The organism is Stenotrophomonas sp. YJH_SMC_29 (genome assembly GCF_059371235.1).
In genome coordinates this window covers 64,206-80,039 of the sequence record NZ_JCAFUK010000020.1, presented here as the reverse complement: position 1 = coordinate 80,039, position 15,834 = coordinate 64,206, and the positions used below count along the sequence as shown (strand labels likewise).

General features: G+C 69.5%; 12 protein-coding genes. 2 read left to right on the top strand and 10 right to left on the bottom strand.

Annotated elements, in window-relative coordinates; translation table 11 throughout:
• Positions 1–45: 45 nt before the first annotated feature.
• Positions 46–1,074, bottom strand: coding sequence for a ribonuclease H-like domain-containing protein (locus AC5P9I_RS18535; RefSeq protein ID WP_164082371.1), 1,029 nt, complete (start codon positions 1,072–1,074; stop codon positions 46–48).
• The gene (locus tag AC5P9I_RS18530; protein WP_053461795.1) at positions 1,071–3,560 is read right to left on the bottom strand and encodes a DEAD/DEAH box helicase; all 2,490 of its coding nucleotides are present in this window, start codon (positions 3,558–3,560) and stop codon (positions 1,071–1,073) included. The genes AC5P9I_RS18535 and AC5P9I_RS18530 overlap by 4 nt, the downstream gene beginning before the upstream one ends.
• A gap of 211 nt (positions 3,561–3,771) precedes the next feature.
• On the opposite strand from AC5P9I_RS18530, the gene AC5P9I_RS18525 reads away from it, so the two are divergent.
• Both AC5P9I_RS18525 and AC5P9I_RS18520 read left to right on the top strand, forming a co-directional pair.
• On the top strand, positions 3,772–4,290 hold the full coding sequence (locus AC5P9I_RS18525) for a hypothetical protein (protein WP_103283082.1): 519 nt from the start codon (positions 3,772–3,774) through the stop codon (positions 4,288–4,290).
• A 39-nt stretch (positions 4,291–4,329) separates the two neighbouring features.
• The gene (locus tag AC5P9I_RS18520; RefSeq protein ID WP_074725827.1) at positions 4,330–5,004 is read left to right on the top strand and encodes a hypothetical protein; all 675 of its coding nucleotides are present in this window, start codon (positions 4,330–4,332) and stop codon (positions 5,002–5,004) included.
• 110 nt (positions 5,005–5,114) lie between these two features.
• On the opposite strand, the gene AC5P9I_RS18515 is transcribed toward AC5P9I_RS18520, so the two are convergent.
• From AC5P9I_RS18515 to AC5P9I_RS18480, 8 genes are read right to left on the bottom strand one after another with little or no spacing between them, the layout of a single operon-like run.
• On the bottom strand, positions 5,115–6,929 hold the full coding sequence (locus AC5P9I_RS18515) for an amino acid adenylation domain-containing protein (protein ID WP_130768343.1): 1,815 nt from the start codon (positions 6,927–6,929) through the stop codon (positions 5,115–5,117).
• A complete protein-coding gene (locus AC5P9I_RS18510; protein ID WP_130768344.1) occupies positions 6,926–9,094 on the bottom strand; it encodes a hypothetical protein in 2,169 nt (722 codons plus the stop codon). The genes AC5P9I_RS18515 and AC5P9I_RS18510 overlap by 4 nt, the downstream gene beginning before the upstream one ends.
• Positions 9,091–10,212: a BatA domain-containing protein gene (locus tag AC5P9I_RS18505; RefSeq protein WP_130768345.1), complete on the bottom strand. Its 1,122-nt coding sequence runs from the start codon at positions 10,210–10,212 to the stop codon at positions 9,091–9,093. Before AC5P9I_RS18505 ends, AC5P9I_RS18510 begins: the two co-directional genes overlap by 4 nt.
• Positions 10,209–11,105: a DUF58 domain-containing protein gene (locus AC5P9I_RS18500; protein WP_130768346.1), complete on the bottom strand. Its 897-nt coding sequence runs from the start codon at positions 11,103–11,105 to the stop codon at positions 10,209–10,211. The genes AC5P9I_RS18505 and AC5P9I_RS18500 overlap by 4 nt, the downstream gene beginning before the upstream one ends.
• 7 nt (positions 11,106–11,112) lie before the next feature.
• Positions 11,113–12,096, bottom strand: a complete 984-nt coding sequence (locus AC5P9I_RS18495) for an AAA family ATPase (RefSeq protein WP_057493706.1) — start codon at positions 12,094–12,096, stop codon at positions 11,113–11,115.
• A gap of 16 nt (positions 12,097–12,112) precedes the next feature.
• A complete protein-coding gene (locus tag AC5P9I_RS18490) occupies positions 12,113–12,820 on the bottom strand; it encodes a DUF4159 domain-containing protein (RefSeq protein ID WP_495229815.1) in 708 nt (235 codons plus the stop codon).
• Entirely contained in the window at positions 12,820–14,154 is a 1,335-nt protein-coding gene (locus AC5P9I_RS18485; RefSeq protein WP_049470455.1) for a TldD/PmbA family protein, read from the bottom strand. Before AC5P9I_RS18485 ends, AC5P9I_RS18490 begins: the two co-directional genes overlap by 1 nt.
• A 21-nt stretch (positions 14,155–14,175) precedes the next feature.
• The gene (locus tag AC5P9I_RS18480; protein ID WP_130768347.1) at positions 14,176–15,810 is read right to left on the bottom strand and encodes a TldD/PmbA family protein; all 1,635 of its coding nucleotides are present in this window, start codon (positions 15,808–15,810) and stop codon (positions 14,176–14,178) included.
• Positions 15,811–15,834: the final 24 nt, after the last annotated feature.

Here is a 15,834-nt window from a genome sequence, read left to right as displayed (position 1 = left end):
GGTGCCGGCAGTGTCACCGCTGCCACCGTCAGGGCATGTCAACGCCTACTGCCCGACCAGCGCCAGCGTCTCGCGTTCGCGCTGTTCCTCGCGTACCAGCCGCTGCAACAGCAGGGCCAGGGTCACCACGTCCTGGTGGTTGTGGTCGGCCACCCGCCGCAGGTTCACCGCGTCGCCGCCGCGCAGGAAGCGCAACCAGGCACCAGGCGCCTCCGAGCCCGGCAGGTCGTCCTCGCGCACGACGCGCAGCAGCTGGCGTTCGATGGTGGACAGCTTGCAGTTCTCCCAGCGGCCGCGGTAACGACGGCGCGTGGGGTAGAGCAGGTCGACGTGGTCCAGTGCACTGATCGGGTCGGGCTGGCGGGCCAGCCGATAGCGCGCCTTCAGCAGCGGCGCATCGTAGCTGCGGCCGTTGTAGCTGCAGAACACGGTGGACGGCTGCAGCCAGCCGGCGAAGGTGGCCAGCATCGCCTCTTCGGCGGCCAGGGTGGACATCAGCAGCTGGCGGATGCGCAGGCCCTCGCCGCGCTGCGGGCACACGTGCCAGTCGGCCGCGCCGATCATGAAGGCGCGGGTGCCGGTGCCACCGGCCAGGCCGGTGGTCTCGGTATCGAAGAACAGCAGATCGCGCGCGGCCACGTGCTGGTCCTCGCGCCTGGCGAAGGCCAGTGACAACGGGGCGGCCGGGATCGGCTGCGGTTGCAGCGATTCGACCAGGAACAGGCCCGGTGCGATCTCCTCCCCCGGTAGCTGGCGATCCTGTGCGCTGGCGCGTGCCGGCGTGGCGGCGCCGCGCGCGCGCAGGCCGAGCAGGCGATGCAGGCTTCCCACCTCCGGCCGCCGCAGCGTTGCCGGCGCCGGTGTCGGGGCACAGGCCGCAGCGCCGGTCGGCTTGTGGCGGATCTCCTGTTCGACCCAGGCGAACACCGAGCGCTCGACCGGCGGCTGTTGCGCATCGTTGGCGGCCCGCGGTGCCGCAGGTGCAGCGGGAGCGTCCGGTGCCGCCGGTACGGCGGCTTTCGGGTCGCCGGCCTGCTTCCGCAGCAGGCGCAGCTTGTCCAGGCTCAGGCTCACGGTGCCAGCAACTCCATCGGCTCGCGCGTGGTCACCACCACGTCGCGCACGTACTGGCAGGCTTCGGCATCGAACAGGTCCAGCACGCGCAGCGCCAGCGCCCGCGGCGAGGTCTCATCGTCCTCCTGTGCGGCCAGCACCGGGCCGACACAGGCCGGGCAGCCGGCCTTGCAGTCGCAGCGCTGGACCAGTTCGCGCGCGCGCTGCACCAGCTCGGCCTGGCGCTGCCAGAGCGGTTCGCTGAGGCCGACGCCGCCGGGGAAGTTGTCGTACAGATAGACCGTGGGTACGAACTCCTGCAGCAGCTCCACCCCGCCAGGATCGCCTTCGCTGCCGCGCAGCTGGCCACGGCCGCTCTGGTCGGCGATGGCGAACCAGGAACCATCGCCGTTGCCGACCGACTTCTGCAGGTCGCGCGCATCGGCCATCACCGCCACGGTGGCGACGATGTGCAGCGCATACGCCGCACCGAGGAAGCCATCGAGCGCATCCTGCTTGCTGGCGAACGCGCGCAGCAGCAGGGCCTGCGGCAACTGCCACCAGACCGCGGTGGTGTGCAGTTCCTGGTCGGGCAGATTCACCGGGCCATAACCGATGTTCTCGTGGGTGTAGTAGCGGATCTTCTTGTAGCCGGCCACGCGGCGGACCACGTGCACTTCGCCATGGTGCGAATCGCCACGGCCGGCCACGCCGCCGTCGAAGCGGTCCAGCACCTTGAGCCGGGTGAAGTCGATGCTGTCGGTGTAGTAGTCCACGTGGGTGCGGGTGACGTAGGCCTTGCGGCCCTCCCAGTCCAGCGTTTCCACCTGGTAGGGCGTGGACTGCACCATGTGGATGGCGCCCTCGTACAGGGTGAGCGCGGCGGCGGAATAATCGACCTCGGCGATGATCTGCTGGCGGCCATCGCTGCGGTCGACCACCACGAAGTTGCCGTCGGCGACCGCGCGCAGGCTGACCGCGTTGGCCGGGTAGCTGTCGGCGATCCATTCCCAGCGTTCGCCTTCGCGGTGGAGGACCTCGGTTTCGGCCAGCGCTTCCAGGAACACTTCCGGGTCGATCGGGCCGAAGCCATCGCCGACCCGGAACGGCAGCTCGAACGCGGCGCAGCGGATGTGGTCGAACAGGATCAGCGGCTGGTCCGGCGCGATGCGCGCATGTTCGGGCGAGGCTTCGGCAAAGAAATCCGGATGCCGCACCACGTACTGGTCCAGTGGCTGCGAGCTGGCCACCATCACCCCCAGCGCCGGCTGCTGGCGACGGCCGGCACGGCCGAAGCGCTGCCAGGTGGCGGCCACGCTGCCGGGGTAGCCGTTGAGGATGACCACGTCCAGGCTGCCGATATCCACCCCCAGCTCCAGCGCCGAGGTGCTGACGATGCCGTCGATGTTGCCGGCGCGCATCGCCCGCTCGGTCTCGCGGCGTTCGGTGGGCAGGTAGCCGCCGCGGTAGGCACGGATGCGCGGCGGCTTGCGCGGGTCGTGGTCGAAGATGTCCTTCAGGTACTTGGTCAGCACTTCGACCATCAGCCGTGTCTGCGCGAACACCAGCGTCTTCAACCCGGACTTGATCGCGATGCGCGCGATGCGGTTGCTCTGCGAGCGCGCTGAAGCGCGCAGGCCCAGGTCCGGATTGATCACCGGCGGGTTCCACAGCAGCACCTGCTTCGGCCCGCTGGGTGCGCCGGATTCGGTGATGGCGGTGACCGGCGCCTCGATCAACGCTTCGGCATGCGCCTGCGGGTTGCCGATGGTGGCCGAGCACAGGATGAACTGCGGTTGCACGCCGTAGAACGCGCAGATGCGCTTGAGCCGGCGCAGCACGTTGGTGACGTGGCTGCCGAACACGCCGCGGTAGGTATGCACCTCGTCGATGACGATGTAGCGCAGGTTCTCGAAGAACTGCGCCCACTTGGTGTGATGCGGCAGGATCGCCTGGTGCAGCATGTCCGGATTGGACACCACGATGTCGCCATGCAGGCGGATCGCCTGCCGTGCATCCCCCGGGGTATCGCCATCGAAGGTGAAGGCCTTCACGCCCAGGTCGCCGGCACGGTTGAGTTCGAGCAGCTCGGCCACCTGGTCCTGGGCCAGCGCCTTGGTCGGGAACAGGTACAGCGCCTTGGCCTTGTCCTGCATGGCCGCGCTGACCACCGGCAAGGTGTAGCACAACGACTTGCCGCTGGCGGTGGGGGTGACGATGGCCACGTGCTCGCCGCGCTGGCTGGCCTCCCAGGCCTCGGCCTGGTGGCTGTAGAGCTGCTCGATGCCGCGTGCCTGCAGCGCCGCGGCCAGCGCCGGCGGTACCGAGGCGGGAAGCGGCGCATAGCGGCCTTCGCGGCCGGGAATGGCGAAGCTGCCGGTGATGCGGTCCTGGTAGCGACGCTGCAGGCGCGCGCTGAGCAGTGCGCCATCGCGGGCCGGCAGGCCATCGCGGGTGGCGAGCTTCTGCTCCGCATCGGCGGTGCGCTTGGCGAGTTCGTAGACCATGGAAAGTGGAGCCGGGACGTTTTACGAGGGGTCACATGGCACCACATCCACGTCTCAGGATGTGAGACACCGCCTGCGCGGCCGTGAACCGTTCAGTGCCTTTGCCGGATGGCATCGCTGCATCTCCCCTGGCTGAACAGCTGCCGATGCAGCAACGAATTCTGAAGCCGGCATCCGTATCCTTGGGTGCTGGACGCAACCAACAGGGTGGATGGCTGTGGCACGACGTGGAACGCAGGGAGCACTCCTGGTCAGCCTGTTGCTGGCGGGTCTCGCGCAGGCGCAGCAGGCCGCGCCGATAGCGGGGCCTGACCCAGCGCCCACTCCCCCGGTGGATGCGCCGGCTGCAGGCACCGCGTCCCTCCCCGCCGCTCCATCGCAGGACAACGTCACCACCCTCGGCGAAGTGCGTGCGCTCAAGCCCGACGACGAGCCGCTGGACCTGTATCGCTTCAAGAACCCGGTAAAGTTCGGCGACAACCGCTTCAGCCGCGACTGGAGCGAACCGCCGTCGCCGGAGCAGGTCAGCATGGGCGGCGGCTACATCATGATGGGCGTGGTCAAGGGCGTGCTGGCGGCGGCCAAGGGGATCAACAAGCTCACCGGCGGGCCGGACCAGATCCAGGCGGCCGTTGCACGGCCTCCGCCGGAGCTCAGTGCCGAACAGCAGCAGCGTGCGCTGCGCTTTTCCCAGCAGCAGGATGGGGGCGAGGCGCCGCCGGTGAAGTAGGCCGGTTATCCTGCGGGTTCCTCAATCGGTGGCGCTGCCATGTTCCTGCGTTCGTTCTGCCTGCTGGCTGCATTGCTGCCGGCGTCCGCCTTCGCTGACGGCATCGCCGGTGGGGGCGCCTGCCGCAATGGCGCATTTCCGTCCGAACAGGGCCAGTTTGCGCTGGCACGCGTGGTCGATACGCCACGCCTGTACCTGCTCGGCGACATGGACGGCTGCCCGGCGAAGGGCGAACCCGCCTGCCGCCAGCGCGGCTATGTGATCAACGGCGATACGGTGGTGACCGGTCGCGACCTGGGCCGTTACCGCTGCGCGTTCTTCCCGAACAAGGTGGGCGGCAGTGCGGGCTGGGTGGACCGCAGCAAGCTGCAGCCGCTGCCGGTGGTTGTGCCGGCGCTGAAGGACTGGGCGGGGCACTGGAAAGACGGCGACAACGGCCTGCGCATCACCGTGCAGGGCGGGCAGCTGCATGTGGAAGGCGACGCCTACTGGCCCTCCGCCAACCCCACGCCGGAGCAGCGTCCGTATGGGCCGAACATGGGCCAGGTGGAAGCGCGCGCGACGCCGCGTGGTGCCGATGTGGAATTCGTTGAAGACACCTGCAAGGTGCGGGTGCATTCGCTGGGTGAGGTGCTGATCGTGGCCGACAACAGCGAATGCGGCGGCATGAACGTGCGCTTCAACGGCGTGTACCGGCGCGCGGCGAAGCACTGAAGGACGCATGACGGAGGGAGCTGGTAGATCCACGCCATGCGTGGATGCTGTGTGCGATCCAGTCGGTGGGTTCAGAGCCCTTTCGCCAGCGAAAGGGATCCGAGCCCGGGTCAGCGCCGCCGCTCCAGCCACCACAGCAGCGATGCGCACAGCACAAAACCCAGCCACCCGGGCCAGCGTGAGCCCGGCACCGGCGACATGAGCGTCGTATTCGCCGACGTACGTGAGGCCAACGCCTGCGTGGTGGCCTCGATCATCGCCTGCCGGTGCAGTGCGGGCGCGTCCTTCGGGTCGAATGCGTAGCGCCAGACCGTAGTCTCACCGTGCCGCAGGCGCTGCCAGCCCGCCTCACGCGGCCACCAGCCCGCGCAACGCAGGTCTGACGTGGTGCGGTCGACGATCAGCGGCACACCGTCGCCGCGTGCGTTGAAGGCCTGCAGCGGTGCCTGCACGCCGCACAGCGCCTGCCGCTCGCCGGCCCAGCTGATCGGCTGTGGCGACCACAGCGCATCAGCGCTGCCTTGCGCACGCGCCAGCGTGGCAACCACGCCGCTCCACAGCTCGCCGTGGCGGTCGTCGCGGCCGGCCAGCACCCAGCGCCAGGTGTCGGTCAGTGGCAGCAGGCCGATGCGGCCCCTGCCGGCAGCGCGCCAGCCGCCGACCGCCATGCCGGTGCGATCGTGCAGCAGCGCGGTGCTGCCCGGCGCCTGCAGCGCCAGTGCTTCCAGCGTGGGCAGGGCGGCGCTGTGCGAACTGCGGTCCGCCTCTTCGCCGTAGCCGGTCGGCAGCGTACCTGCGGCGAGCGGGCCACGTCGTGCCGCGAGCACCGCGCTGTCGCCGTCGCCGGGTAGTTCGAGCGCGTGGCTGCTGCCATCGCCCTGCACCGGCAGCCCCAGTTCGCGCATGCGCATGCGCAGGCGCGCGCTGGCCGAAGCCGTGCCGCCACTGCGCACCAGTACACCCAGTCCCTCGCGCAGGGCCTGGCGCACGGTGGCCAGCTGGGCTGTGCTCAACGCGGCCAGGCTGCGCTCGTCCAGCACCAGCAGGTCGATGCGTGCCAGTGATTCCGCATCGAGCGGCAATGCACCGTCGCCGACGCTCACCCCGGCGCCGACATCGGCCTGCACCTGCACGTGGATGCCGGCATCGGCCGCCCATCGCCGCAGGTACTTCAATTCTGGTCCCGGCGCACCGGCGCGCACCCGCAGGCGCAGCGGCGCGGCCGGCAGGGTCTGCTGCGGCACCGGCACGCTGTCCACCCCATGGCCGTCGGCATCAAGCAGGCGCAGCTGGAACACGCTGCGGCCTTCGGCGCGGGCAACGCCGCTCAGCTGCACCTGACCATCTGCTGCAACATCGCGGCGGTCGACGACGCTGCCGGCCGGGTCGAGCAGCTCCGCCTTCGCCCGGGCAACGCCGCGCGCCTGCGCCCGTACCTCGAAGCGCGCACCGGGCGCGACGTCGGCCGGTGGTCGCAGCGCGATCCAACCGCGTGGTGGCGGCGCCGGCTGCCAGCGCACGTCCGGTGGCAGCGCGGTGTCCCGATCGCGCGCAGCCAGGCCGGCACCGACCAGGGTGAGCGTGGAGGCCGGGTGCAGGCGCAGTGCGGTGGCCAGATCGGGGACGCGCTGGGCGCCGGGCACATCGGCCGCTTCCGGCAACAGCAGCAGCGGGCCTTCGCTGGCCGGCAGTGCGCCGGCCTTGCCGGCATCGATTCCGAGCACGACCAGACCGCTGGCGGGTTGCTGGCGGGTGGGCGGCACCAGGCAGACGTACAGCAGCGCGGCGGCGATGATCTGCAGGGCGATCACCCACCACCGGCGGCCTGGGGACGTGGCGCTGCCACGCAGCTGGCGCACGCTGGCGATGACCACGATCAGGGCCAGTGCCAGCGCGATCCACAGATTCAGGCCGGCGGTGTTCATGGCTGTGCCTCCAGCGCATCGAGGTAGCGCTGGCCCATCGCATCAGCGGCACTGCGCCGCATCGCCTGCGGCAGTGGACGCTGCAGCGCCCGCCACAGCTGCGCGCGCAGGCGCTGGCGGCAATCGCTGCAACCGGGCTCGATGCGCAGTTGTTCGATGGCGGCGGCCAGATCGAGTGCATCGGGCAGGTAGGGAGCGTTGCGCTGCTGCCAGGCCGCGAGCGCATCGAGATCCGGTGCGCCGTTGTCATCACCGAGGCGCTGCCAGGCTTCGACGATGGCCGGATCCGGTGGGGTGCGCGCGGCCAACGGCAGCTCACGGCTGGCCAGCCCGGCGCGGTCACCGCCCAGGCGTCGGCCTTCATCGATCGGCGGCAGCTCCGGCCCGACCCGGGCCAGATAGATGCGTTCGGCCTGCTGCACCTGCTTGATGAAACCCAGGGCCTTGTAGGCGAACGGCAGCGCCTGCTGCGGGCGCCCCTGGCGCAGCTCGCCTTCGGCCGACCACATCTGGTCCAGCGCGGCCTTCAGGGTGGCGCGGGTCTGCGGATCGAGCAGCGTCGCCGCCTCGGCGTGGTCATGGGTGTGTCCGTATTCGGAGAGCACGTCGGTATCGCTGCCGAACACCGGTGGCGTATCGGCATTGGCCGGCTTGCCGCCGTGATCGTGGCCATGCGCGTCGTGCGCTCCGGCATCGGCGCCATGGTCGTGATCGTGATCGTCGTCGTGGCTGTCCGCGGTCGGCGTATCGCTGGTGGGCAGGTCGCTGGTCGGCGGCGGCTTCGGTGCGCCTTCGCTTTCTTCGCCCAGGAACTGGCCATAGCGCAGGCGCAGGATGCGCTGGTCGACGCCGATCGCATCGCTGCGCTTCACGAAGTCGTCGGCGGCAAGGGCGCGTCGCTGCCGGATCAGCGCTTCGGCATCGATGATGATCTGCCGCTGGCTGCGGAAGTAGGCCGGCAGGGTCTTCTTGATCCGTCCTTCCAGCTCGGCACCGAGCGCGACGTCGGCGCTGGGCAGGCGCAGGATCACACTGCTGCTGCGCCCGGTCTGCGGCGTCGGCGCGTGGTTGTCGCGTACCTCCAGCTGGGCGATGACATCGCTGCCGGGTTGCGCGCCCAGCGCGGCCAGGTCGAGGGTATGCGCGAAACGCCGTGCGGTTGCTTCGCCGCTGCCGATGAGGCCGACACTGCGGCGAACGAAGGTGATGTTCTCGCCGCTGCCCTGCGTGACGGTGATCGACAGCGTTGCCTGCGTGGCCACGGCGTAGTCATCGCTGGCCTCGAAGCGCAGCGACCACTGGCGCTGCCCGGGCGTGCCCGGAACCAGGGTCGCGGCGGGCTCCAGCACGCGTACGCTGGGCGCGCGGTCAGCGACCACATCCAGCCGATGCAGGCGGGCTTCGGCCAGTGCGGGTTCGCTCACCACGCGGTACAGCACCGGCGTGCGCGCCACGTCCTCCGCCTGCCACTGTCCATCCCGCTGGCTCAGCGGCAGCCGCCGGCCGTCGTGGAACTGCAACCATGCCTTGTCCGGCGCGCGATCGAAGCGCAGCGACCACGACAGCGTGCTGTCGGCGGCGACCTTGGCATCCAGCGTGCTCTGGGTAAGCGTGGCCTGGCCGGTATAGGCCGGCGCATCGATGCGCAGGCGGGCGGACTGCAGGTGCAGCGGGCCTGTGGCCGCCGTGCTGCCAGGCGCCGATGTGCGCGCCGGTGCGGGGCCGGGGCTGGAACGTGGCCAGCCGAATGCCAGCGCAACGATGGCCAGGCCAGCGACCCAGTTCAGGGCCAACGCCCTGCGCGGCCAGCGCGGACGCAGGTCCGGCATTGCGCGCTCCAGCGTGGCCAGCACATGCGTGCGCTGGCGCTGTTGCAGTGGATTGAGCGTAGCGCCATCGGCGAACAGCAGGTCGGCACTGTCCTCGCTGCTACCGCTGCCGTCGAGCTGGCGCTGCAACCACTGCCGGTCCAACTGGCGGGAACGCGCCGTGGCGAGCGCTGCGCAGGCGAGCAGGCTGACCGTGCCGACCACGCAGGCGCTATCGAAGCCGGCCAGGCGCAGGGCCAGCATCGTGGCGGCCAGCGCCCATGGCAGGCCCAGCAGCAGGGTGATGAGCGCCCGGCGGCGGCGCGCGCGTTGCCAGGCGCGTTGCAGGGTGTTCATGCGGCCACCCTGCGCCGGCGGCTGCTGGCCATCCAGCGCTCCAGCGCGAACAGCAGCACGATGGCCAGCAGCAGCCAAGGCGTCGGCTCGCGCAGCGGTGGTGTTGCAGCAGGCAATGCGGCCCGGTGCGGCGCCTGGTCACGTGCATCGCCGAGGCGCGGCGAAGGGGGCGCTTGCAGGGCCAGCAGCAGGGCACGCGGCACCTGTGGATCGCGCAAGGCAGCGTTGCCCGAGGCATCCCAGTCGCCGGGCAGAGACAGCAGGACCCCGTGGCCGACGCGTTGCTGCCACAGCAGGGGGGCGCCCTCGGCATCGCGCAGGAGGATGCGGGCGTCGGCAGCAGGCTTGCCGGTAGTCATCACCCGGCCACCGGCGCGCAGCCATGCCTGCCAATCCGCCGGCAGTGCGTCGCTGTGGCTCCAGACGCCGATCTCGCCGCGCTCGGGCAGGGTATGCGCCGGCAGCGATGCGGGCAGCGCCCTCGCGCCCCACGCGCGCTGCAGTGCATTCAACCAGTGCTGGGCGGTGGCGGACGCTCCGTCGTGCGCGCGCAGCCGCGGAATGGCCGCGGCCGCCCGGGAAGGAGTGACCGGCATCGGCTGCGGGTGCCATTGCACGTCGCGTGACAGTTGCAGGCGGGTGCCATCCAGGCCGGGCAGGGGGTCGGGAACATGCACGGTCAACGGGGTGCCCGCAGGCAGCTGCGCGTCCAGCTCACGCAGCAGGCTGGGCAGCGACGCACTGGATGCACCGGGCGCCTGATCGATGGTGGGGAAGCCGGGGGCCAGCCAATGCCAGTTGCCCTCGTCGGCGGTGCCGCGCAGCGCGGCAGCATCCAACCCCGGGGCCACGACCGTCCACGCGGTGGGGGCTGGCGCAGGCCCGGTCAACGCAGGTCGCGCCAGCAGTACTGCCAGCGCGGCCAGCAACAGCAGGCGCACCAGCAGCAACGGCCAGTCATCGAAGCGGATGCGCTGGCGCGGCCGGATCTGCGCGCGCAGCCAGCGCAGCGCGGCGAAATCCAGTGGCGTGTACGGATGGCGGCGGGCCAGGTGGATCAGCAGCGGCAGCAATCCTGCAGCGAGCGCGGCCAGGCCCAACGGGAACAGCAGGGTCATGCGCCGCCCCCGCGGCCGAACAGTGCCTGCAGTGGCTGGTCCAGCGGCTGGTCGAGCCAGCCGGTGGCACGGACGATGCCGCTGGCCTGCAGGCGCGCCTGCAAGGCGCTGCGCGCCTCAGCGAAGCGCTGCAGGTAGTCGGCGCGGATCGCCGCGCCGTCACCCAGCAGTTCCTCGCCGGTTTCCGGGTCGCGGAAGCGATGGCCGGCATCGAACGGGAAGTCGCGCTCGTCGGCGGTGAGGATCTGCAGCAGTGCCACTTCGCGGCGGGCGCTGGCCAGCTGTTCCAGCAGCACGATGCCGGCCTCGTCGAAGCCATCACCAATCGCCAGCAGCAGGTCGCCCGGGCGCACCCGCTCCCACAGCGGACGCAGTCGATCGGCCGCAGGCCAGCCGCCGCGCGCCTGCAGGGCATGCAGTTGCAGGTGCACGCGATCACGCTGGCGTGCGCCGTTTGCGGCGGGTACCAGTTGCAACCCATCGCCATTGACTGCCAGCAGGCCGAAACGGTCGCCCTGCTGCAGGGCCAGTTCAACCACGCAGACGGCCACGCCGCGCATGTGGTCCAGGCGCGTGCGCTGCGGTGCCGCGCGGTCGGCCTGGCCGGCCGAGGCGGTGGCATCAAGCAGCAGCCAGACCGTGATCGGGCTTTCGCGTTCGGACTCGCGCACGAAGAAGCGGTCCGAGCGGGCATACAGCTTCCAGTCGATCTGGCGCAGTTCGTCACCGGGCTCGTAGGCCCGGTACTGGGCGAATTCGAGCCCGGCACCACGGCTGCGGCTGGCGTGCTGGCCGATGCCACTGGCGCCGCTGGCCAGGCGTGGCCGCAGCCGCAGCAGGCGCAGGCGCGCACGCAGTTCCGGCGGCAACGTCAGGGCGGCAGCTGCGTTCACGCGTGGCTCAACCCGGGAACGGCACGGCCTGCAGCAGCGCGGCGACCACGTCGTCGGCACGCTTCTGCTCGGCCTCGGCGGCAAAGGACAGCAGCAGGCGATGGCGCATCACCGGCGCGGCCAGCGCCTGCACATCCTCGCGGGTGGCGGCGAAGCGGCCCTGCAGCAGTGCGCGCGCTTTGGCCGCGAGCACCAGCGACTGTCCCGCGCGCGGACCGGCGCCCCACTTGACCCACTGGTTGATCGCCGCCGGTGCGCCTTCGCCGGGCCGGCTGGCGCGCACCAGCCGGGTGATCCAGGCCAGCACGTCGGGGCTGACATGCACCTGCCGCACGGCCGCCTGCAGGGCGATCACCGCCTCGGCATCCATCACCTTCGGCACCGCGTCGGTGGTGCCACCGGTGGTCTGTTCCAGGATCCGCCGCTCCTCGTCCTCGCTGGGGTAATCGACCAGCACGTGCAGCAGGAAGCGGTCCAGCTGCGCTTCCGGCAGCGGGTAGGTGCCGGCCTGCTCGATCGGGTTCTGCGTGGCCAGCACGAAGAACGGCGCGGGCAGCGCGTAGGTGGTACCGGCGTAGCTGACCGTGCGTTCCTGCATCGCTTCCAGCAGAGCGGCCTGGGTCTTGGGCGGGGTGCGGTTGAGCTCGTCGGCCAGCAGCAGGTGGGTGAAGATCGGGCCCTGCTGGAAGCGGAAATGGCGATGGCCGGTGCCGTGGTCTTCTTCCAGCAGCTCGGTGCCGAGGATGTCGCTGGGCATCAGGTCCGGGGTGAACTGCACGCGCCGGAACTGCAGCTCCAGTGCCTGGCCCAGTGAGCGCACCAGCAGGGTCTTGCCGAGCCCGGGCGCACCTTCCAGCAGGCAGTGGCCGCCGGCCAGCAGGCCGATCAGCAGCTGCTCGACCACGGTGTGCTGGCCCACCACCGCGCGTGCGAGCGCGGCGCGCAGTGCATCCAGGCGCGGCAACAGGGAATCGAGGTCGGGGGAGGTCATGGGCGTGCAGGTCCTGTCAATGGTTCAACGCGTACATCACGATGTTGACGCCGAAGCGGGTGTTGTCCTCGGCCAGGAAGCGCTTGTTGCGCCAGTCGTAGTCCCACTCGCAGCCGTAGTCCTTGTTGCTGTAGAGCAGGCCCAGGCGTCCGTCGACCTCGATGCCCTTCAGGTAGTCGTGCACCAGGTCGTCGCCCCAGCCGTTGAGCTCAAAGCTGGTGGCAGGCGGGCCCTCCGGGAAGCGGAAGAAGCTGCGGTACAGCGCGTGGCTGTTGGGCAGCTTCTGCAGTGCCTTCGGTCCGAACAGGCGACCCATCTGTGCTTCGAACGACGTGGCGAACAGGCCATCGATGTCATGGTTGCAGTCGTCGACGAAGACGAAGCCGCCATTGCGCACGTAGCGCACGAAGTTCTGCCGTTCGGCGGCGTTGAATTCCACCAGCGTGTGCCCGGCCAGGTAGCAGAACGGCGCCTCCAGCATGCGCGGGTCGGCCAGCGCCACCACGTGTTCCTGCGGGTCCACGCGTAGCGCGGTGTAGTCGATCAGCGAGGTGATCAGGTTGGACGGCATGCGCGCGTCGACGTCCCAGTCGCCGGAGTCGTACTGCAGGCGGGTGAACCAGAAGTCGTAGCGCGAACTGCGCGGGCCCGCCTGCGCCCAGGCCGGCAACGCCACCGCCGAAGCGGCAGCGGCCAACCAGCGCAGGCAGGCCCGGCGATCCATCAGACCGCGTCGGACAGCGAGGTGAAGGTGAAATCGCGCAGCTTCATCGGCGGGATCATCATCACGAAGCTGGATTCATCACCGGCCACGCGCACCGGCTTGCCCAGCTCCTCGATGTTGTTGAGCATGATCACCGGCGACTCGTTGAAGCGGAAGTTCTTCACCGGGTACTTGATCTGGCCGTTCTCGATGTAGAAGGTGCCGTCGCGGGTCAGGCCGGTCAGCAGCACGGTCTGCGGATCGACCATGCGGATGTACCAGGTACGGGTGACCAGGATGCCCTTCTGGGTGCCACGCACCAGTTCGGCGGTGCTCTTGTCGCCGCCGCTCATCAGCAGGTTGCCCGGCGAGGCCTTGGCGGTCTTGCCCTGCTTCTGCGCCCAGAAGCGCGAGTAGTCCAGGTTGGCGATCCTGCCGTTCTCGATGATCGCCATGCGCTCGCGCGGCAGGCCCTCGTTGTCCCACGGCAGCACCGGCGCCTCCGGATGCCACGGGTCGGCGATCATGGTCACGCGCGGGTCGTAGACCTGCTCGCCCAGCTTGTTGCCACCGCCCTTCTTCGACAGGAAGCTGCGGCCTTCATCGGCCGAGCGTGCACTGAAGAAGTTCATCATGAAGCTGATCAGGCCCGCCGCTGCGGCCGGCTCCAGGATTACCGTGTACTTGCCCGGTTCCAGCGCCTTGGCTTCGGCCGATTCGGTGGCCTTGCGCATGGCGATGCGGATGTCCTGGTCGGCCTTGAAGTCGGCGGCGTCCTTCAGGTTGCGGCCCACCCAGCCCGAACCACGGCCATCCTCGGTGCGCACGGTGCAGGTGTAATTGAAGTTGGTGGTGCGCTGGTAGGCGAAGTTGCCGTTGCTGTTGGCGGTGGCCTGGAAACCCTGGCCGTCTTCGAGGAAGCCGGCGGCGATCAGGCCATGGCCACGGCACGGCGCGATCGAATCTGCGGCAACCTTGGCACGGAAGGCCGGATCGATCGCGGCAGTGGATTCGCTGAAGGTGGGGCTGGCGCGGTAGCTCTGCTTGCCGATGGCTGGCATGAACTCCGGGTTCTCCGGGGCCAGGCGGGCCAGGTCTTCGGCACGGCGCACCACGCGTTCCAGCGCGGCATCGTCGAACTCGTTGATCGAGGCCGTGCCGACGCGCTTGCCGAACGCAACGGTGACTGCCAGTTCGGTGTTGTCGACGATGCCGCTGGTGGAAACGTTGTTCAATGCGAAACGGATGTTGCCGTCGATCGCGCCGGCCAGCACGGCGGTGCATTCGTCGGCCTTGGACAGGGCGATGACCTTGTCGAGGATGGCCTTGGCCTGGGCTTCGGTGAAGATACTCATGGTGTAAGGGCTCCTGACCGGTCAGCCGAGGCTGCGTGCGGTGTTGATGACGTTGATGCCGTTGAAGCGCGCGGTGGACGAACCGTGCGAGACCGCCGAGACCTGGCCCGGCTGGCCCTTGCCGTCGAAGAACGAACCGCCCAGGCGGTAGTCCCGTTCGTCGGCCACGGCGGTGCAGGCGTTCCAGAACTCCGGCGTGCGGATCTGGTAGGCCACGTCTTCCAGCATGCGGGTGATCTGGCCGTTCTTGATCTCGTAGAACAGCTGGCCACCGAACTGCGCGTTGTAGCGCTGCTGGTCGATCGAGAACGAGCCATCACCGATGATGTAGATGCCGTTCTCCACGTCCTTGATCAGGTCCGGCACGCTCAATGGCTTCTTGCCCGGTGCCATCGACACGTTGGCCATGCGCTGGAACTGCACGCTGGACCACGAGTCGGCATAGCAGCAGCCGTCGGACTCGGTCTTGCCGAGGATGTGGGCCTGGTCGCGGATGGTCTGGTAGTCCACCAGCTTGCCGTTGCTGATCAGGTCCCAGCGCTTGCACTTCACGCCTTCATCGTCGTACGCCACCGCGCCGAGGCTGCCCGGCTGCGTTTTGTCGGCGAAGATGTTGACCAGCTCGCTGCCGTACTGGAAATGCTGTTCGCGCTTGTCCAGCGTGGCGAAGCTGGTACCGGCGTAGTTGGCTTCGTAGCCGAGCACGCGGTCCAGTTCCAGCGGGTGGCCGATCGATTCGTGGATGGTCAGCCAGGTGTGCGACGGGTCGAGCACCAGGTCGTACTTGCCCGGCTTCACCGACGGTGCCTTCAGCTTTTCCTGCGCCTGCCGGGCGGCGGCGATGGCGTCTTCCTTCATGTCGTAGGAAGAACTGTAGTTGACCACGCCATTGGGGCTGACCACCTTGCCGGCGGTGGCGCCGTCCAGGTACTCGTAGCCCAGGCCCATCGGCGAGGACAGGCCCGAACGGGTGCGGAACTTGCCGCTGGCCTTGTCGATGGCAGTGACCGTCATCGGCGCCCAGATGCGGTGCACGTCCTGGTCGATGTAGGAACCATCGGTGGAAGCGAAGTACTTCTGCTCGTTGACCAGGAACAGCATCGAATTGACGAAGCTGGCGCCAGCGCCCATTGCGGCGGCGTTGACGTCCAGCAGCAGCCCGACCTTGTCCTTGATCGGCACCTCCATCGCATTCTTGCGGATCGGCGTGCGCCAGCTGACTTCACCAACGCCCGGCGCCTTGGCCAGCTGCACCGGCGCGGTCTGCACGCCGGCATTGGCCTTGGCGATCGCCGCGGCCTGCTGCGCGGCCCGGGCCACATCGGCGGTACCCAGCGCGTTGGTGGCGGCAAAACCCCAGGCACCGTTGACGATCACGCGGATGCCCACGCCGGTGGACTCGGTGTTCACCACGTTCTGCACCTTGTCCTCGCGGGTGATCACGAACTGTCGCAGGTAGCGGCCGATGCGCACGTCGCAGTAGGTGGCACCGGCGCTGCGCGCCGCCTGCAGCGCAGCGTCGGCCAGGCGCTTCTTCAGCGCCGGGTCGAGGCTGGATTGCAGCTGCTCGGCGGCGATCACCTTGCCGAAGAAGGAGGGCACGATCAGCCCGCCCGCGGTAAGCCCGGTCAGGGCCAGGAAGTCACGTCTTTGCAAGGCTGCTCTCCATGTCGAAGGATG